Source organism: Velazquezella soli (assembly GCF_977018685.1).
Map to the genome: position 1 here is coordinate 196,541 of NZ_CDRNXF010000002.1, position 16,916 is coordinate 213,456.

Here is a 16,916-nt window from a genome sequence, read left to right on the forward strand (position 1 = left end):
AAATGGATGGCGGCATCCGCGAACGCATGCGTTCAGAATACGCCGCCAAATAACCCAGCTTGAAGGCGGGCGTCTTTACCAGTGCCGCAGGAGCACTGCTCTGACGATCTCATCGCAGCGAGGGCGATGAATTCTTTGTCGGAGTGATTTCCGGCCAAGCGGCCCATGCTCGTTACGATGGCACTCGCAACGTAAAGCGTGTTTCTTCCGGCGAGGACTTGACCGACAGTGTTCCTCCATGCGCCTCGGCGATCTGAGAAGCAATATATAGCCCCAAGCCAAGGCCTCCCTTGGACGCATGACCCATCGGACGAGTGAAGGGCTGAAAAAGCTTATCCAGGGCGTCCTCTGGGATTGGATCGCCACCGTTGCTGATCCAAAGCTCAAAGGCGTCAGCGGTTGTCTCAGCGACCACGTTGACCGGAGAATCGGCGGCCCCATGCGTCAAAGCATTGCCAAGCAGGTTCGAAAAAAGCTGCGCGAGGCGCTGATGATCCATCCTTGTGGGATGTGAGATCCTGAACTCAGACTCGATCTTGCGGTCTATCCAAACGCTTTGTAGTTCACTGACGACCTGTTCCAGGATCGGTTGCAGTGGTTCATCTGTCAGCTCAAGAGAAATCCCGCCGCCGAGCCGCCCTCGCGCGAAGTCCATGACATTGTCGACGAGGTTCGACATCCGATCGGCGCTTTTCAGCATCAGCTGGACAACGGATTTTGCCCTCTCGTCTAGTTGAGATTTGGCCAGCAGTTTGGTTCCGGCCACCATGGATGCGAGAGGATTGCGCAGATCGTGTCCCAGGACAGCGACAAACTGCTCCCGAACCTTGGATATCTCCTGCTCCACCCGCAAGCTTTCCTCTGTCATCAGTAACTCGGTCCGTGCGTCGAGGTGGTTCGCAATCATCTCGGCAAACAGACGAAACATCGTCAGCGTCTTCTTGTTGTTGACTTGCGCCGGCTTGGGATCGATCGCGCAGAGCGTACCGAAAAGCGTGCCGTCCTTCTGGACGATTGGAACGGAAACATAGCTTTGAAACCCGTATTGAAGCGGTGTGTGATGTCCCGCGTAGGGGCTATTGGCAACGTCATCGATCGCGACGGCCTCGTGGCTCGCGCAGATTTCATGGCAGATCGTCGTCTCGACGGCGAGTTCACCACCTTCTTTCAGGCCGAAATCGATCCCATCGAGCACCTTGCACGCGACCCACCTGCCCTCGGTCACCCGCGCCACGGCGACGAAGCCCATGCCTGTCGTGGCGCTGATGACTTCGAGGATCGACGGAACTGCTGCTATCCCGGCAATAGCGTCCATATCAGACTGGAAATCGTGTCGCTCTGTCTCGTTCATCGATGCCTCATCGCGACCAGGTCACAATGGTCCGGTACCGGCCAAAGCAACATGGCCGTGACCATAGACATCGAAGAGGGTTATGCCAACAGCTTCCGTCTTTGGACGGATATTACCGCTCGCTTTCCAGTTCCTTGAGGGTCTCGATGACGAGCGCCTGATCCAAAGGCTTTCCAAGAAAACGAGCCCTGTCTGGCAGTTCCCCGCTTTTCGGCGTTACAGCGCCGGAGGCCACTACAACATGGACATTAGGCCAATGCTCGCCCACGTATCGTGCCAAAGCAAGGCCGTCCATGTCGCCGGGCATCTGGATATCGGTCATCAGCAACTTCAGGGATGAGTGCTTGGCGAGAAGTTCGAACGCTTCGTCCGCGCTTCGCGCTTCGATAACATGGTAACCGGCAGAGGCTATCATATCGGCCGTGTCCATGAGGATGAGAGGCTCATCGTCGACAACCAGCGCTATTGGATCCTGCATTGAGATGAACTCCTCATTCCTGAGCAGCTAAGCCGCCGGCGCGGGTTCAGTTCCAAAAAGAAATAAATCACCGCAACTTAGCGGAGCGATATTGCCGGCACACCGTCTCTGAAACACTGTAACGGTCCTCAGCGTGTGGCCCGATACCGGACTGCATGCGGCAGAAAATGCCGGGAACGCGGTTTAGAATACCGGCCATGTATGAACGGTAACGTGCAGAGGGTGAGGACAGGATTGCTTGTCGTCATGCCGGAACATAGAAAAACCGTTGTTGGAGAATAGGAATAACAGCATCGGCAGCTGACTTTTGGCGCGGCCGGCTGGGAGACCCGATTGCTCTTGCCTCACGAGGACGAGCAATGAAGACCTTCCCGCAATCTGGATTCCGCAACCGCCTGCTTTTCAAAATGTCGTCCCCGGACATGGCGCGGCTGCTACCATTCCTCGATCCCGTACAACTTCCGCAAAATCATGTTCTCTCGCAAGCCGGCACGCTGAGCGACTTCACTTTTTTCCCAGAGACGGGCATCGGTTCTGTCGTGCTTCGCGCCGCGACTGGAGAAGGAACGGAGATCGGATTGTTCGGCAGCGAGGGCCTGGCGCCGACTTCTGGCATTCTGGCGACAGCGTCGGCTCCCTTTGAAGTGTTCATGCAGGTGGGTGGATCCGGCCACGTCATCGCCAATTCCCACCTCCAGGCTGCGATCTCAGAGAGCGAAAGTTTACGACTGCTTATGAGCCGCTACATACACACGGTCTCGGTCCAGACGGCTTACACCGCCTATTCAAATGCGGTGGATCGGATCGAGAAGCGCCTCGCGCGGTGGCTTTTGATGTGCCACGATCGAACCGAGGGAAACGATATTGCACTTACACACCAGTTCGCGAGCCTGATGCTGGCCGTCAGACGCCAGAGCGTGACGGATGCCTTACACGTTCTTGAGGGCAATCACATGATTGTCTCATCACGAAAATATATCACGATCCGCGATCGAAAGGCGCTTCAGGACTTTGCAGGTCAGGCCTATGGCGTTGCCGAGCAAGAATACGCCACGAATATTGGTGTCCGGCTGGCGAAAACCTGAGTGCGATCAGGTCTGTTTGTCGGCCGTCTGTACCGTTGGAGCTAGAACGCGGTGCGACATTGCATCGTCTGCCATCTTCTGCCGCTTCAGGATTTTGGCAGCGATGCGCATGAGATCGTTGGCGGATGTGCCTTTCCTGATCTCTACAGACATCCGGGCCAAGAGGACTCGGTTAAATCTCGTCATGGGCTGCCAATGCTGCAATGATTGCGGTCCGCAGATCGCCCGCCGAGCACGGCTTTGCCAGCCACAAACCGAAGGCGAAGGTAGGCTCCTCTGAGGTAAGCGAGCCAAGATCACCCGAATAAACAATGAACGGTATGCTCCTTGACACCAGAATACGGACGGCGTCACGGCAGAGACCGTCGCGAAGGCGAGGATCCACAATCGCAAGGGATGGATTGTTATCTTGCAGCCACTTTGCAGCGGACACCCCGCTAGAAACGGTGTGGACATGGGCGCATCCCATCTCGCCGAGAGACTCCTCGATATCAAGCGCAATCAGAGCTTCATCCTCGAGAACGAGGACCAGGCTTTCCTTCAAGTCCAGGTTATCCACCATCTACCTGACTGGCCGGCACCCTCACCCTTTGAAGTATGAGAGTTGAGCCTTAGGTTGTATTCCAACAGCTCTTGAATTTTTGATCTTGCAACGAACGATACCGGACAATTCACAGAATGTCTTTAGCGATGCCGGAATTTTGCGAACTGTGATCCGAAAATATAGAACGGCAAAATCAGCCGCGCAGTGTCATTGCAACTTATGCGGATACCCTGTTATTTGGGGTCTTCCACGTCTTGCTTTATTTTGTCCGAGACATCGATCTTCTCATATTCGGAGAAAAGGCGCGAAAGCATAGCCAGGGTCGCTTCGACACCTGCTCGCCCGCGGTCTCCTCCGGTCTGCCGCACCAACGTCCGTTTGATCCGGAGGAGCTCCACCATCAGTCGCGTGAGAGCTGAATCGTCGCCAATAGCATCCTGCATTGTAAGCCTCCGGTTGCAGCAGGCGAGAGCTACTTCTCCCAGCCGTCGGTGCCTGAGATCTCTGCTGACGATCGCTCATATTAGGACGTCATAACTTGAAAGTCTATCACATTGCACGTTACCGGACATTACTCCTAGATGTCCCAGGTATTGTTGTGGAATTCGGCACCCAGACCGCGAAAGATCAGGATGAGGATAACGACAAGCACCTCCTCATTCGGAGTTGACCAGAAGGCAGCTTTCGAGTCCAAGGTGGCGAGCAGGTTTGGCGTCTTGCCCAATTTCTTCTAGACGGCGGCTGACGCGCCAAGGCTGATCAGCGAGTTCTGGGGGTTTGCCAAATCCGCCTATCTCGACAATGTCTTCCCTTCCGTCTTCAAGGAGCGGCTCTTCGTCCACCCCACCTCTCCCGGTTTTGCCAGGTCAAGTATTAAATCGTTCGCCATTTCGGATTTCTGGTCGGAGAAGAACATCACGTCGGGGATGTCTCGGCTCGCCACAGTCCGCGGCCGACGTCGTCAAGCTTTTATCGCGGCCAATCGTCCCGTCGGTCGGCGAACTTGACAATATCCTGACTGGACTGGAAACCTACCCGACCACAGTACCTGTTCCGGCGTCAGACACACGAGCGGAGGCCGATCTCTTTGCGCATGCGGCGTACTATTTATCCATCCCGAAGCTGGCGATCGCGCGCGGCGTGCTTTGAGGATTGCGCTGGGGCAACAACACTTACGTTGCAGGCTGACCCAGTGCCTACGATAACACGCGATTAGTGTTCTGGAACGAACGCCTGCATATCATATTAGTAATCTAATCTTAGGATACCAGAGCAGTACGACTGCGTCATTGGCTTGTCCGCCAAACTGCTATTCATGAACTGCACCCGTTTCGACCGGATACTCAGCGTACGCGAGAAAGCGATGCGATCTGCGGCATTCATTGTTAGGCGGTCGGAAGTGGCTGCGTCGCGGGTCAACATCTCCGGCCAATCGGCCGCATCCGAATGCGCTCTTCCCATAGCCGACCTGCCGGCACAATCGTTCAATCGTTACGACATGCTCGAGGTGGTCCGGCCCCTCGCATCCCCAAGGGTCGGGAGAGTGTCTGGTTATGATGTTCTCCTAGGAAAAGGAGGATCTTAGGAGGCTTGAAGCGTTGACGAATCTGTCGAGGACGAACATCGTCGCCTGAACCAGCCGAGTGGCAATGGTGTATGGTACGTTCAAATTGCCGAAGACGTTGCTTGCTGATGGTGCAGTCCCAAACCGCATTTCGAATTTTGCAGCCGATTTTCCTAGAAATTGCGATATTCGTTCTTTAGGTTAGTGATTATGGCGCGTGCTGCGTGCGCTGCGGGATCCCCCGAAATTGACGGAGACTTCGATCAACCTCTCAACAGGGAGCGAGAACCCATGTCTTCAGCAACAAGACCCGGTCGCATTCAATCCACACTTCGCCATTTCCTCGACAACGAGGCATCTGGCGGAATCGTCTTGATGGTCGTTGCAGTTCTGGCAATCATCACTGCCAATTCACCGCTGGCGAAAACCTACTTCGATCTCCTCCACGTCCATATCGGGCCGCTCAGCCTGTTGCACTGGATCAACGACGCGCTGATGGCCGTCTTCTTCCTGCTCGTCGGGCTGGAGATCAAACGCGAAATGCTCGATGGGCAACTGTCTACCTGGAGCAGGCGTATTCTTCCAGGCGCAGCAGCGGCCGGCGGCATGCTGTTTCCTGCGCTATTCTATGTGTATTTCAACTGGAACGATCCTGCAGCGCTGCGCGGATGGGCTATTCCAACGGCAACTGATATCGCGTTTGCGCTTGGCAAGTAATCTCTCTTCTCGGAAGCCGTGTCCCGGCTTCGCTCAAGATTTTTCTCGCAGCGCTGGCCATCATCGACGACCTTGGCGCGGTGATCGTTATCGCGATCTTCTACACGGCCGACCTCAATCTGCTTTCCCTTGCCGGAGCAGGCATCGTGGTCGGCAATCTGATCATCTTCAACCGGATGGGCGTCAAGGCGCTCTGGCCTTACCTTGTGCTGGGCGCAGTCCTTTGGGTGCTCGTGTTCGCATCAGGCATTCATGCGACCTTGGCCGGCGTCATTCTTGCCCTGACGATCCCGCTGAAGATGACACCTGGGACGCCGGAAGCAGCCCATCACGAGTCACCGCTACACAAGCTCGAGCACTTGCTCCACAAGCCAGTAGCTTTCGTGATAGTGCCGATCTTCGGATTTGCAAACGCCGGTGTGTCCTTCGCCGGCATTTCCATGTCGGTGTTTTCCGAGCACCTGACCATGGGCATTGCCGCAGGGCTTTTGCTTGGCAAGCTGGTTGGCGTCCTGGGAACGGTGGCACTTCTGGTGAAACTTGGCGTCGCGGATCTACCGGCTCAGGCAAGCTGGGGTCAGGTGGCAGGAACTGCCCTCCTCTGCGGTGTCGGCTTCACCATGAGCCTGTTCATAGGCCTTCTGGCATTTGATGATCCTGGCGTTCAGGATCGGGTCAAGATCGGCATATTGCGGGTTCGATCCTGTCAGGCGTGCTGGGGGCGGTCGTACTGTCGGCATTCGGACGGCGACGCCCAACAGCATAGGAATTTTTGGCATTGCTCTTGCTTTGAGCGGCGACGCGCGGCGGCAAACAATGAGGTATTCCACATCAGTGATGCTTCGGGCGACGTCCCTCACCCGTTGCCTGTCGTTTTCAAGGGTCAACGCCGTTTCGGCACGCTCGAGAGCTTCCTTTGAATGTCGAATGGCATTCTCGCGAAAGCGGGGCTGATCGAAGCGCGCAAGAATGCCAAGTGCTTTTTGAAGACGCAGGCAGACTTCGATGAGGGCAGCACCGTCGCGTGCAATCGGCGTGAACAGGTCATCGAAGATGTCGTCAAGAAGGATAGGCGGAACGTAGACGCTCTCAAACTCGATTTTATCATGCGATGAAGCTTCTACCCGTTCGTTCCAGACCGCCACAACGCGCAGTGCGCGATTGATGACGTCGATCGCAGTGCCGGGATCATTGACCGCCGGCGACAGGGCACGGGAGGCGATTTCGGATAGCACTGACGCGCCAAACCGTGGATCCTGATCATAGGAACGGGTATCGTCGACCGAAAAGCATGTCCTGATAGCGGCAAGGATCTGTTCGACGTTTTCGGTTCCGACACCGTCTACGGATGCAACCGGTCTGGTCGGATCAATCAACTGCCCTGGGATCATCCGCACGAAAATCCTCGCTTTGGCATCGGTGGCTAATCTGGACAACGCGCCGGTGTCGAGATGCTGGATGTAGCCGATCCTGTCGATGAACACGTCGATCGCAGAGACTGGAATGTCCTTGGCATCGGCCAATTTATTGCCACCGAGATAGGGACGCTGGCGTCGTGAGCGCATGGCGTCGATTGTTACCTTCTCCACCCGTTCTGTGGTCTCCGTCACGCGACCAAGACGTGAGAGATGGTCGATCCAGCGCAAAAGGGTCACGACGATCAGCACGATCACAGCGATCGTGACGATAAACAACACGACACGGCCGCGATCGCCATAAGCTCCTGTGCTGAGCGCAATGATGCCGACAAGGCTGAACAGGAACGAACCGACGAATGTCGCCAGAACATTCTGCGTCGTGCTGTCTTCCATCACCAGTTTTGTCGCACGCGGCGTCACATTGCTGGTTGCCGCCGAATAGGCAGACACCATTGTGCTGAGAGAAAACGTCGTGACCGTCAGCATGCTGGAGGCGATGATGCCGAGGATGTTGTCGACGGCATCAGCACCGATCTGAGTGGGCAGATCGCTAGGAATAAAGGGGCTGGCGACGATGGCAACCAAGGCGGTGGCGACGGCCAGGATGGAAAACAGGGTCGCCCGAAACCAGATCCGCCGTGCGACCTTTGCAAAGAACCAAGCCCAACGTGATGTCATCAGAATTCCATTTAAACAGGCGAGGCCAATAGAAAGGCGCCGATATCAATGGCCTGCGTTATAGTCCAGAAAGTGGATTATCCCGACAATCTGTTTTTGGTGGCGGCGGTTCCTACCCTACCATTAAATTCAGGGTCGTCTTGAATGCTTGCATCACTGGTCGGCTGAGCCGATAAGCAGGCGATCCCTTGAAACTTGGCCAGCAGAATGCCCCTCTCCTATCGCAAGTCCAAATTCATCCGTCGCTCCCGCCTGTTTCGCGGCTCGCTCAAAATGTGGAAGCCGCGGGTGGTTTTCTGGACCGGGGCGCTGGCAATCGGCGTGACCAGCGTCGTGTTCGCATGGATCGCAGACATGGCGCAGAGGGCCTTTGCAGGGATTAACACATCTGGCAGCTGGACCCATCTCCTCCCGCTGGTTCTGACACCGCTCGGCTTTACACTGTCTGCGTGGCTCGCCATCACCGTCTGCCCGAACTCTCAAGGAAGCGGCATTCCACAGGCGATCGCTGCGAGGCACCTGCATGACGAGGCGGACCGGTCCGCTCTCCTGTCGCTTCGCATTTCGTTCGGCAAAATTGCCCTGACGGTGCTCGGACTCTTTTGTGGCGCCTCTATCGGGCGAGAAGGCCCGACAGTCCAAGTGGGCGCATCCTTCATGCTGGCCGCAGCACGCTTCGGTGGAATGGCGCAGGCCCGCGGCCTTATTCTGGCCGGCTCTGCCGCCGGCATCGCGGCGGCCTTCAATACGCCGCTTGCAGGCATCGTCTTTGCGATCGAGGAAATGAGCCGCGCTTACGAGTCACGAGCCAACGGTATCGTGCTGACGGCCGTGATCCTGTCGGGTCTTGCAGCACTCGGGTTGTCGGGCAGCTACAACTATTTCGGCACAGCGACGGCGGCGCCTATGTACTTCATGGACTGGCTGCTTGTGCCGATTTGCGGAATCGGCGGCGGCATGCTTGGCGCCGCGTTCAGCGGGTTCGCACTGTATTCGGGCATCCGCATTCGCCGATGGGCTCAGCCGGCGCCGCTCAGGCGCATGGTTCTGCTCGCCGGTTTGTGCGGGCTTGGTGTGGCCATCGTTGGAATTGTTTCCGGGGGAGACACATTCGGCACCAGTTACGAGCAAGCGCGCGGCGCGATCGAGGGTCATCCAACGCAATCGCTATTCTTTGCCGAGAAACTGATGGCAAGTTTCCTGTCGATGATGTCAGGAATTCCCGGTGGCATCTTCGCGCCGTCACTGGCGGTCGGCGCGGGATTTGGCAGTACCGTCGGCTCTCTTCTGGGGACCAGTATCGCACTTGCCGCCATTCTCGGCATGGCTGGATACTTTGCCGGGGTGGTGCAGGCTCCCATGACAGCCTTCGTCATCATTCTCGAAATGACCGGCGATCACCAGGCCGTCATCCCGATCATGGCCGTCTCGATGCTTGGATATGTCACGTCACGCGTGCTGTCGCGCGAGCCACTCTATCACGGTCTGTCACGCAACTTCATTGCTGCCGCGATGCGTGCCAAACGTGCAAAGGACCACGCGGCGGTGAACGAACAGCAAGGGCGCGATCGGGACAACAATATCTAGCGATATCGACCCGGCTCGATCCAGTTTGCCACTGCGACTCAAGGCATCCCTAATGTCGTGTGTTGGCAGGGTTTTGGCTGCATCGATACTCTTTCAACACTCACGCCTTGAAGGGATTGGAACCTTCGACCCGTCATTCCCAGCGAGCGACGCAGAGGCTTTTCTAAAGCTCAGCAATCCCTTAGCCGCTGCATCAACCGAAATCTGAATTAGCATCAACAGTCGCGAAACGGATCGGCCGTATTACAGCCGATCCAGCCAAATTACGCCACCGGTGTAGCAGCGTCTTTGTGGACAAGTCCGTGCGACTTCAGCTCCTGCCAAAATTCGTTCGGGATCTTGGTCTGCAGCGCATTCCAGTCTTCGCGGATCTGACGGTCACTGCCGGCGCCGATGACAAGCGCAACGGCGACATCTGGAGCCGCGGAGAACTGGATGGCGGCGATGCGCAGATCAACGCCATGGCGTTCCGCGACGTCCCGAAGTTTTGCCCGCTTTTCGATGACCTCGGGTGGGATCTTGTAGTTCTCCGCGCCGTAATTGTAGCGCGGGCTACCGCCAAGGAAACCGGCATTCAGGCTGGAGCCGATGACCAGCGACACGCCTTTTTCACGCACGGCCGGAAAAAGGTTGTCGATCGTGTCGGCGTGGTCGATCAGCGAATATTGTCGGGCGCAGAGGCACACGTCCGGATCGGCATCGTCCATCACCTTGTGGATAGCCATGGGCGTGTTCACGCCGACGCCCCAGCCTTTGATGATCCCTTCGTCGCGCATCTTCGACAGCGCCGGAAACGCTCCCTTGCGGGCGATCTCGTATTGCTCTTCCCAAGGCGTCGGGAAAAACGCGAAGTCCGGCGATAGATCATGGACAAATGCAATGTCGAGGCTGTCGACACCGAGCCGCTGCAGACTGTCCTCGATCGAACGGCGGACGCCATCGGCGGTGTAATCGATGACAAGATCGTTCGGAGAATCCGACAGAGGGTACATCTTCTCGTGGCTGTTGGATTTTGACGCCTTGAGAAGCTTGCCGACCTTGGACGACAGAAGATAGTCGGAGCGCTTCTGATTGTGCAGGAAGTGGCCAAACCGACGCTCAGCCAGACCCAAGCCGTACCAGGGAGCGACGTCGAAATACCGGACACCCACGTTCCATGCCGTTTCAAGCGCGGCTTGCGCCTCCTTGTCGGTGATCTTGTTGAACTCGTTTCCGAGCGAAACGCCGCCCATTCCGAAACGGAATTCCGGCTTAAAGATATCTTTGGCGCGTCCGGTCTTTGTCATTGATGCTTCCTCGCTGTTTAACTGGCGCTGATTGGGCACCGCCCACCGGATCAGAACGTGGAAGCCGGCGACGAGTTCGAGAGAAAATGATCGCTCCGGCGGCAAGGTCCGTCGGCCAACATCCCCGCGCTCAGCGCCGGAACCATTCGACCGCTCGACCGGTTACCCAGCCTCAACATAGCGAGGAAACAACCATGGCATTTATCGAAGCGAAGGACGGCGTTCAGCTCCATGTGAAGGACATCGGCAAGGGCCATCCGGTCGTGCTGATCCACGGCTGGCCGCTGACCGGCGACATGTTCGAGTATCAGACGCTTGCCCTTCTGGAGGCCGGCTATCGGGTCATCACCTATGATCGCCGCGGCTTCGGTCAGTCAGGTCATCCTGGCGACGGTTACAATTATGACGTCTTCGCCGACGATCTGGCTGCTGTCCTGGAGGGCCTCGATCTGCAGCAGGCACATCTGGTCGGGTTCTCGATGGGCGGCGGTGAGATCGCACGTTACCTTTCGCGGCATGGCGCAGGCCGCGTGTCGAAGGCGGTCCTGGTGTCATCGGTCGTCCCTTACTTGCTAAAGGATGACTCCAACCCCGACGGCGTCGATGCCAGCGTGTTCGCCGATATGAAACAGCAGGTCCGCGAGGACCGCTTCGCATTCCTGCAGAGCTTCGCCAAGACGTTCTACGGCGTAGGGCTGGTCAGCAAGCCGGTCAGCCAGGGCGTGCTCGATTGGTCCTTCGTCCTCGGCGTCATGGCCAGCCCGAAAGCGACGATCGACTGCATCGATGCCTTTGGACGAACGGATTTCAGGCCGGACCTACCAGCCTTCACGATCCCGACGCTCGTCATCCACGGCACGTCGGACAAGACCGTTCCGATCGACCCCACCGGGCGTGCTGCCGCCAACGGCATCGCGGGTGCGCGCCTGATCGAATACGACGGTGAGCCCCACGGTCTCTTCGCCACCGCACCGGAACGGCTGAACCGCGATCTCATCGAGTTCCTGGCCTGACCATCCTCGCAACCAGCTATGTCCATCGCAACATGGCTGGTCGCTCACCCCCTCTTGAACCGACAGGTGTGTCATGACGACATCAGCACGCAAACCACCAGAAAAACCCAGCGACGAGGCCGATCGCCACCAGATCGCCATGGCGAAGAAGGAAGGTGCCGCCTACCACGCGTCGCTTAAATACATGGCCGAAGAGGTGGCCGATAGCGGCGGCATGAAGCATGCCGGCGACTATATCGTTGCCTATGCGCAAGAGCGAGCCGAGGGCATGTATATGCTGAAAGGCGAAGGCAAGCTCGATTGGGATGCCCCGACGGACGAGAACTGTCATCTGGAAATTTCCGTCAGCGACGCCGGCGACCAGCGTTTCATCCCCTATTTGGAGATCACTGCCACTCTGACGCCGGAAAAGGGCAAGGCGGTCGGCCCGTTCGATGTGCCGTTCGTCTGGCACCCAGGGCTCTATCACTATGGCACGAACATCAAGGTGCCCGGCGACGGTGACTACCGTCTCGACATCACGATCAAGCCTCCGACCTTCATGCGGCACGATGAGGTCAACGGAAAGCGCTACGCCAAAACCGTGGACGTCACCTTCGACAAGGTATCGATCAAGACTGGCCAGGAATAGGTTCTAGCCCATTCCCTTGCTGTGGAGCTCTTTGAGCGCCTTTTCGGACTTGGGCAGATGAAGGCCCATGCCGCGTAGAACATCCGGTGCTTTGGTGAACTGCAAATCGCCATACTCGACAACCTCGATCCGGTTGCCCCAGGGATCGAGGAAGTCGAGAAAATGCCCATCCAGCATTTTGGCGCCCGCTTTGATCGCGAGGTCGCGCACAGCGCTCCGATCGTCGACAACGAGCCCGAAATGCCGATCCTGGTCCGGGCACTGATGGCGGCCTCGGCTCAGAGCGATGAATTGATCGCCCAGATCGATGAAAGCCATCACCACCCGACCGGCGTCATCCTTGTGTGAGCCTCGGAGGTTGAAGGAAAAGATGCCGCCGTAGAAGTGCAGCGCCTCTTCGATATCGCCAACCTCGAGCGCGATATGGTTCAATCCGACGAGACGGGGCTTGCCTCCAGACATCCGATCAATCCTTCTCTTCGCCGGGATACTGGCTGGCTTTCAGCAAGGTAGCAAGATGAACCGTATTGCGCACCAGCATGTCGACCATGGTGGTGACGGCATCAGGGACAGCTTTCAGGTCCACGAAATTCGTGCTCCCCATCGCCTCACCGACCCAATAGGCGACGGCATTGGCGGGGATCGTGAAGCCGACATCATTCAGGGCCTGATAGACGTCCGCGGAGACGTTGTGGGCGCCGTCCTCGTTTCCGACGACCGCTACCGCCGCCACCCGGCCATAGGAGACCATCCTCCCCTGATCATCGGTCTCAGACAGAAATGCGTCCATACGCTCGAGCGCACGCTTGGTGACGGATGAGGTCTGACCCATCCAGATCGGCGTGCCCACGATCAGGATATCGGCCGCAAGCACCTTTTCACGGATGGCCGGCCATGCATCACCCTCCCCTTCATCCGAAGTAACGCCGGGCAGAATGTTGTGGTCGGCCAGCCGGATGATTTCGGTGTCGATGCCATGCTTCTTCAGTCCGTCGGCGATCAGCCCAAGCAGACGGTCGGTGGAAGAGGGGTCGCCACCAGATGATTTCAGCGTTCCGTTGAATGCGATTGCCTTGAGGGTCATGGTTCTCTCCGACTTTGTGCCATCGGCTGAACCCGCAATTCGCGCCCAGGTTCCCGAAGAGGGAGGCCGCCAAAAACCCATCGCCTTTCCCTGCCGTGCAGAATCTACCGGATAGCGGCTTCGATTTTCGCAGACAGATCGAGCTCGGAATATGGCTTGCTGAGAAACTGTGTCCCCTCTTCGAACCCTTCCGGCAATTCCGCATAGCCGGTGGAGACCATGACGGCGAGTTCGGGTTTGATCAGTCGTACCTCACGCACCAGCTCGGCACCTGACATCCCGGGCATCGAATGGTCTGTGATCAACAGGTCGATCTTCTGCCCGTGGCCGAGGATTTCGAGGGCCTCGGCTCCCGAATGCGCTTCGATTGCCTCGTAACCCAGCGCCTCCACCATATCGACCGCGGTCAGCGCGATCAGAGGCTCGTCATCGACGATTAGGGATGCGTTTTGTCACCGGCTCCTCCGCTCGTTGTCCGAAAACACGTCTCGGCCCGATAATTTAGGATGCTTCCCGCTGATGTCACGGTCTCTTTGAAGACGCTTGGAACATTCCGTTTGCGCCGTCGGTTTTCCAGTTTCTGAAACCGGTCTTCGAACCGTCCGCGCTCCACGCAATTTCACCCGCCGGATGAGATCGGTGAGGGCCGGTAGTGATTGGAAAGTGCTTCCAGGAAGGAAAAGCGATGACGACCTATCCGACACCCCCGTTCGACACCCCTCGCCAGTCCATGCCAGGCTCGACACACGCAATGTCGCCTGTCCCGGATCACGGCGAGGAGAGCTACAAAGGTTCAGGGCGCCTTGCCGGCAAAAAGGCGGTCATTACCGGTGGCGATAGCGGAATCGGCCGGGCCGTCGCCATCGCCTATGCACGCGAAGGCGCCGATGTCCTGATCTCCTATCTCGATGAGGATGAAGATGCCGAGGAGACCAGAGCCTGGATCGAGAAGGCGGGGCGCAAGGCGATCCTGGTACCGGGTGATATTCAGTACGCGCCGCACTGCATGGAAATCATTGATAGCGCCGTCTCGCAGCTCGGAGGGGTCGATATCCTGGTCAACAATGCCGCACACCAGGCGAGCTTTTCCGACATTGGCGATATCAGCGACGAGGAATGGGAGCTGACTTTCCGGACGAACATCCACGCGATGTTCTACCTGACGAAGGCGGCCGTTCCCCACATGAGGCCGGGTAGCGCGATCATCAATACCGCCTCGATCAATGCCGATAGCCCGAGCCCTCACCTGCTCGCCTATGCGACCACCAAGGGCGCGATCCAGAATTTTACGGCAGGCCTTGCACAGATGCTGGCCGACAAGGGCATCCGTGCGAACGCTGTCGCGCCGGGCCCGATATGGACGCCGCTCATTCCGTCGACCATGCCAGATGAGAACGTAAAGAACTTCGGCAAGCAGGTTCCGATGCAGAGGCCGGGCCAGCCGGCGGAGCTCGCAACATCCTATGTGATGCTCGCCGATCCGCTGTCGAGCTACGTGTCAGCCGCAACCATCGCCGTCACGGGCGGTAAGCCGATTCTTTGATCAGCGATCCAGCAAGAGGAGGAGACCATGAGCAAACCGGAAGATGATGCAAAAGGCCAATACGCGCCGTCTCAAGCGGACCGGAAGGCAAGCGGCGTTCATGGTGCCAAGCCGACTGTCGTGACGGGATCCGAGGATGCGACCGTCAATCGGACACCGCCGGGCCAGAAAAACGAAAAAGACTTCGATCTCAACTATGATCCCGCCGACACCAGCGGCGCGAATGAAAGCTCACGATAGTTTGTCATGCCGTCACTTCGTCACAGCATCCGCCCGACATATCGCTGTCGGGCGGATGGCTCGCGAATTCCTCGCGTCTATTGAGTGCTCGCCTGATCGCCGGACTTCGATTTTGTCCCGGTGCGGGCCGGCTTTGCCGGTTTGTTTTTCGAGACTTCCGTTTTTGGCGACACGCCTCCAGCATGGTCGGAAGACCAGGTCTGCGGCGCTCCACTTGACCGCGTCGCCTCCTCAGCTTCACGCCAATGGCGCTCATGCTGGCCATGAGGCCGGCCCTCGGCCTCCCAACGTGCGTAGGCCTGTCTGCTGATTTCCTCTTTATTCATCAGATCTCCTCCTGATTTTGGCTGGGGAATGTCTCCGCCGGCCAAGTAAATTAGGGCATCCTTTTGTTGCGCCAAGGATCGCTTTTGATCCTGCCTGGTCAGGCTCTCAGCGCGGAACTTCGTCTGGGTTTCGCAGTCATTTTTGCGTCTGATGAACTTAGGGAGATGTTCCATGCCCCGTGGCGACAAGTCCGCTTACACGGACAAGCAAAAACGAAAAGCCGAACACATTGAAGAAGGCTACGAGGATCGCGGCGTCCCGGAGAAGGAGGCCGAACGGCGGGGCTGGGCCACCGTGAACAAGGAGAGCGGTGGCGGCAACAAGTCCGGTTCGGGTCGCGGTCACGCAGAAAGCCATGCCTCTTCGGAAAAAGGCGGCCGCAAAGGAGGCCAAGCGTCTGCTGCACGAACGAAGGAAGAGCGATCCGCCTCGGCGAAGAAAGCTGCTGCAACGCGCAAGCGCAACGAGCATCATGCGCATCACTGATGAAACAGGCGGCGCTGATACACCTCGGCGCCCATTTGCCCAATCACAGCCCGAACGACGACACCAATGAAATTCTTCGACGAGCTGATGCCGATCACACCCACTTGGCCGGATTTTGGCTTGCGGATCGCCGCCACTCTGGTTGCCGGCGTCCTTATCGGCATCAACCGCGAGCGTGGCGGTCATGCCGCAGGCCTCAGGACCACGGTATTGGTCGGGATGGCGGCGTGCATCTCGTTGATTCAGGCCAACCTGCTCCTGTCGACAAGTCAGGCGGCGAATGGATCGATGGACGCCCTGAGATTGCCACTTGGCATTTTGACCGGCGTTGGCTTCATCGGCGGCGCTGCTATTCTGAGGCGCGGCGATGTCGCGACAGGCGTCACGACTGCAGCCACGCTCTGGCTCATGACGGCCATCGGTCTGTGTTTCGGGGGTGGGCAGATGATCATCGGCGCCATCGCCTCGGTGATTGCTTTTGTCACACTTTCTCCGATGAAGGCGTTCGGTCTTTGGTTATCCAGCGAGCAGAAGGGTTCGATCGGCATAAAAGTCCCGTCGGGCGGCAAGCTCCCTGAAATTGCCACCTCACTGCCGCCCGGCGCCGAGGCCTGTTTTATCGCCATCCATTCAATCGATACCCATCACGAGGAAGTCGTGTTCGAACTGCGCTGGAAGACCAATGGTGGGAAGCCGACGTCGGCGGAGCTCGTAACTGCCATTCGCGCTCATCATGACGTCAAAAGCTTTGAACATCGCACAACCGTCACCTGACATAGACCGACGCGCCGGCTGCAAGGTGATGCGCGCATATGCGTTATTGGCGATGGAACTTGCCGCTTATCCTGTCGTTTTCCGACTCGTATCGTCAAAACCCTTCCAAG

The 16,916-nt window shown here is 57.7% G+C and carries 18 protein-coding genes and 2 pseudogenes; 9 read left to right on the plus strand and 11 right to left on the minus strand.

Annotation, left to right across the window (positions count from 1 at the left end; genetic code table 11):
- Positions 1–172: 172 nt before the first annotated feature.
- Together AC0JZ8_RS02700 and AC0JZ8_RS02705 are read right to left on the minus strand one after the other, a co-directional pair.
- The gene (locus AC0JZ8_RS02700; protein WP_471891659.1) at positions 173–1,351 is read right to left on the minus strand and encodes a GAF domain-containing sensor histidine kinase; all 1,179 of its coding nucleotides are present in this window, start codon (positions 1,349–1,351) and stop codon (positions 173–175) included.
- 112 nt (positions 1,352–1,463) lie between these two features.
- Positions 1,464–1,829 carry a response regulator gene (locus AC0JZ8_RS02705; RefSeq protein ID WP_471891660.1) on the minus strand — a complete coding sequence of 122 codons (366 nt, stop codon included), beginning with the start codon at positions 1,827–1,829 and terminating at the stop codon, positions 1,464–1,466.
- Between the two features lie 359 nt (positions 1,830–2,188).
- Here AC0JZ8_RS02705 and AC0JZ8_RS02710 point away from each other — a divergent pair, with 359 nt between their 5' ends.
- Positions 2,189–2,914: a Crp/Fnr family transcriptional regulator gene (locus AC0JZ8_RS02710; RefSeq protein ID WP_471891661.1), complete on the plus strand. Its 726-nt coding sequence runs from the start codon at positions 2,189–2,191 to the stop codon at positions 2,912–2,914.
- Between the two features lie 172 nt (positions 2,915–3,086).
- Here the strand turns inward: AC0JZ8_RS02710 and AC0JZ8_RS02715 are convergent, their stop codons facing one another.
- From AC0JZ8_RS02715 to AC0JZ8_RS02725, 3 genes are all read right to left on the minus strand, one after another.
- Positions 3,087–3,458, minus strand: coding sequence for a response regulator (locus tag AC0JZ8_RS02715; RefSeq protein WP_471891662.1), 372 nt, complete (start codon positions 3,456–3,458; stop codon positions 3,087–3,089).
- A gap of 233 nt (positions 3,459–3,691) precedes the next feature.
- Entirely contained in the window at positions 3,692–3,901 is a 210-nt protein-coding gene (locus AC0JZ8_RS02720) for a hypothetical protein (protein ID WP_471891663.1), read from the minus strand.
- Positions 3,902–4,035: 134 nt separating this feature from the next.
- Positions 4,036–4,182 carry a hypothetical protein gene (locus tag AC0JZ8_RS02725; protein WP_471891664.1) on the minus strand — a complete coding sequence of 49 codons (147 nt, stop codon included), beginning with the start codon at positions 4,180–4,182 and terminating at the stop codon, positions 4,036–4,038.
- 1,131 nt (positions 4,183–5,313) lie between these two features.
- On the opposite strand from AC0JZ8_RS02725, the pseudogene nhaA reads away from it, so the two are divergent.
- A pseudogene (gene nhaA, locus AC0JZ8_RS02730) lies at positions 5,314–6,505 on the plus strand (Na+/H+ antiporter NhaA).
- A gap of 268 nt (positions 6,506–6,773) precedes the next feature.
- Here the strand turns inward: nhaA and AC0JZ8_RS02735 are convergent.
- Positions 6,774–7,835 (minus strand): annotated as a pseudogene (locus AC0JZ8_RS02735) (DUF2254 domain-containing protein); the annotation flags it as partial.
- Between the two features lie 207 nt (positions 7,836–8,042).
- Between AC0JZ8_RS02735 and AC0JZ8_RS02740 the strand changes: the two are divergent.
- Positions 8,043–9,422, plus strand: a complete 1,380-nt coding sequence (locus AC0JZ8_RS02740; RefSeq protein ID WP_471891665.1) for a chloride channel protein — start codon at positions 8,043–8,045, stop codon at positions 9,420–9,422.
- A 263-nt stretch (positions 9,423–9,685) separates the two neighbouring features.
- Here AC0JZ8_RS02740 and AC0JZ8_RS02745 read toward each other — a convergent pair whose 3' ends face one another.
- The gene (locus AC0JZ8_RS02745) at positions 9,686–10,708 is read right to left on the minus strand and encodes an aldo/keto reductase (protein ID WP_471891666.1); all 1,023 of its coding nucleotides are present in this window, start codon (positions 10,706–10,708) and stop codon (positions 9,686–9,688) included.
- A gap of 194 nt (positions 10,709–10,902) precedes the next feature.
- Here AC0JZ8_RS02745 and AC0JZ8_RS02750 point away from each other — a divergent pair, with 194 nt between their 5' ends.
- Both AC0JZ8_RS02750 and AC0JZ8_RS02755 read left to right on the plus strand, forming a co-directional pair.
- Positions 10,903–11,721, plus strand: coding sequence for an alpha/beta fold hydrolase (locus AC0JZ8_RS02750; RefSeq protein WP_471891667.1), 819 nt, complete (start codon positions 10,903–10,905; stop codon positions 11,719–11,721).
- Between the two features lie 73 nt (positions 11,722–11,794).
- Positions 11,795–12,352 (plus strand): iron transporter, encoded by a 558-nt coding sequence (locus AC0JZ8_RS02755; protein WP_471891668.1) that lies wholly within the window; start codon positions 11,795–11,797, stop codon positions 12,350–12,352.
- Between the two features lie 3 nt (positions 12,353–12,355).
- Here AC0JZ8_RS02755 and AC0JZ8_RS02760 read toward each other — a convergent pair whose 3' ends face one another.
- The 3 genes from AC0JZ8_RS02760 to AC0JZ8_RS02770 all read right to left on the minus strand — a co-directional run bounded on the left by AC0JZ8_RS02760 (position 12,356) and on the right by AC0JZ8_RS02770 (position 13,873).
- Positions 12,356–12,814: a VOC family protein gene (locus AC0JZ8_RS02760; RefSeq protein ID WP_471891669.1), complete on the minus strand. Its 459-nt coding sequence runs from the start codon at positions 12,812–12,814 to the stop codon at positions 12,356–12,358.
- Positions 12,815–12,818: 4 nt separating this feature from the next.
- Complete coding sequence (locus tag AC0JZ8_RS02765; RefSeq protein ID WP_471891670.1) at positions 12,819–13,436, minus strand: flavodoxin family protein; 618 nt, start codon at positions 13,434–13,436, stop codon at positions 12,819–12,821.
- A 104-nt stretch (positions 13,437–13,540) separates the two neighbouring features.
- Positions 13,541–13,873, minus strand: coding sequence for a response regulator (locus tag AC0JZ8_RS02770; protein ID WP_471891770.1), 333 nt, complete (start codon positions 13,871–13,873; stop codon positions 13,541–13,543).
- A gap of 248 nt (positions 13,874–14,121) precedes the next feature.
- Here AC0JZ8_RS02770 and AC0JZ8_RS02775 point away from each other — a divergent pair, with 248 nt between their 5' ends.
- Complete coding sequence (locus AC0JZ8_RS02775) at positions 14,122–14,979, plus strand: SDR family oxidoreductase (RefSeq protein ID WP_471891671.1); 858 nt, start codon at positions 14,122–14,124, stop codon at positions 14,977–14,979.
- Positions 14,980–15,006: 27 nt separating this feature from the next.
- Positions 15,007–15,219 (plus strand): hypothetical protein, encoded by a 213-nt coding sequence (locus AC0JZ8_RS02780; protein WP_471891672.1) that lies wholly within the window; start codon positions 15,007–15,009, stop codon positions 15,217–15,219.
- A 77-nt stretch (positions 15,220–15,296) separates the two neighbouring features.
- Here the strand turns inward: AC0JZ8_RS02780 and AC0JZ8_RS02785 are convergent, their stop codons facing one another.
- Positions 15,297–15,620 carry a DUF2934 domain-containing protein gene (locus tag AC0JZ8_RS02785; RefSeq protein ID WP_471891673.1) on the minus strand — a complete coding sequence of 108 codons (324 nt, stop codon included), beginning with the start codon at positions 15,618–15,620 and terminating at the stop codon, positions 15,297–15,299.
- 97 nt (positions 15,621–15,717) lie between these two features.
- Between AC0JZ8_RS02785 and AC0JZ8_RS02790 the strand changes: the two genes are divergently transcribed.
- Together AC0JZ8_RS02790 and AC0JZ8_RS02795 are read left to right on the plus strand one after the other, a co-directional pair.
- Complete coding sequence (locus AC0JZ8_RS02790) at positions 15,718–16,032, plus strand: plasmid stabilization protein (protein ID WP_471891674.1); 315 nt, start codon at positions 15,718–15,720, stop codon at positions 16,030–16,032.
- A 66-nt stretch (positions 16,033–16,098) separates the two neighbouring features.
- Positions 16,099–16,806, plus strand: a complete 708-nt coding sequence (locus AC0JZ8_RS02795; protein WP_471891675.1) for an MgtC/SapB family protein — start codon at positions 16,099–16,101, stop codon at positions 16,804–16,806.
- Positions 16,807–16,916: the final 110 nt, after the last annotated feature.

Coding starts and splice junctions, on each gene's coding strand:
- AC0JZ8_RS02700 (WP_471891659.1), bottom strand. CDS start 1,351: ATGAACGAGACAGAGCGACACGATTTCCAGTCTGATATGGACGCTATT.
- AC0JZ8_RS02705 (WP_471891660.1), bottom strand. CDS start 1,829: ATGCAGGATCCAATAGCGCTGGTTGTCGACGATGAGCCTCTCATCCTC.
- AC0JZ8_RS02710 (WP_471891661.1), top strand. CDS start 2,189: ATGAAGACCTTCCCGCAATCTGGATTCCGCAACCGCCTGCTTTTCAAA.
- AC0JZ8_RS02720 (WP_471891663.1), bottom strand. CDS start 3,901: ATGCAGGATGCTATTGGCGACGATTCAGCTCTCACGCGACTGATGGTG.
- AC0JZ8_RS02740 (WP_471891665.1), top strand. CDS start 8,043: ATGCCCCTCTCCTATCGCAAGTCCAAATTCATCCGTCGCTCCCGCCTG.
- AC0JZ8_RS02745 (WP_471891666.1), bottom strand. CDS start 10,708: ATGACAAAGACCGGACGCGCCAAAGATATCTTTAAGCCGGAATTCCGT.
- AC0JZ8_RS02750 (WP_471891667.1), top strand. CDS start 10,903: ATGGCATTTATCGAAGCGAAGGACGGCGTTCAGCTCCATGTGAAGGAC.
- AC0JZ8_RS02755 (WP_471891668.1), top strand. CDS start 11,795: ATGACGACATCAGCACGCAAACCACCAGAAAAACCCAGCGACGAGGCC.
- AC0JZ8_RS02760 (WP_471891669.1), bottom strand. CDS start 12,814: ATGTCTGGAGGCAAGCCCCGTCTCGTCGGATTGAACCATATCGCGCTC.
- AC0JZ8_RS02765 (WP_471891670.1), bottom strand. CDS start 13,436: ATGACCCTCAAGGCAATCGCATTCAACGGAACGCTGAAATCATCTGGT.
- AC0JZ8_RS02775 (WP_471891671.1), top strand. CDS start 14,122: ATGACGACCTATCCGACACCCCCGTTCGACACCCCTCGCCAGTCCATG.
- AC0JZ8_RS02780 (WP_471891672.1), top strand. CDS start 15,007: ATGAGCAAACCGGAAGATGATGCAAAAGGCCAATACGCGCCGTCTCAA.
- AC0JZ8_RS02790 (WP_471891674.1), top strand. CDS start 15,718: ATGCCCCGTGGCGACAAGTCCGCTTACACGGACAAGCAAAAACGAAAA.
- AC0JZ8_RS02795 (WP_471891675.1), top strand. CDS start 16,099: ATGAAATTCTTCGACGAGCTGATGCCGATCACACCCACTTGGCCGGAT.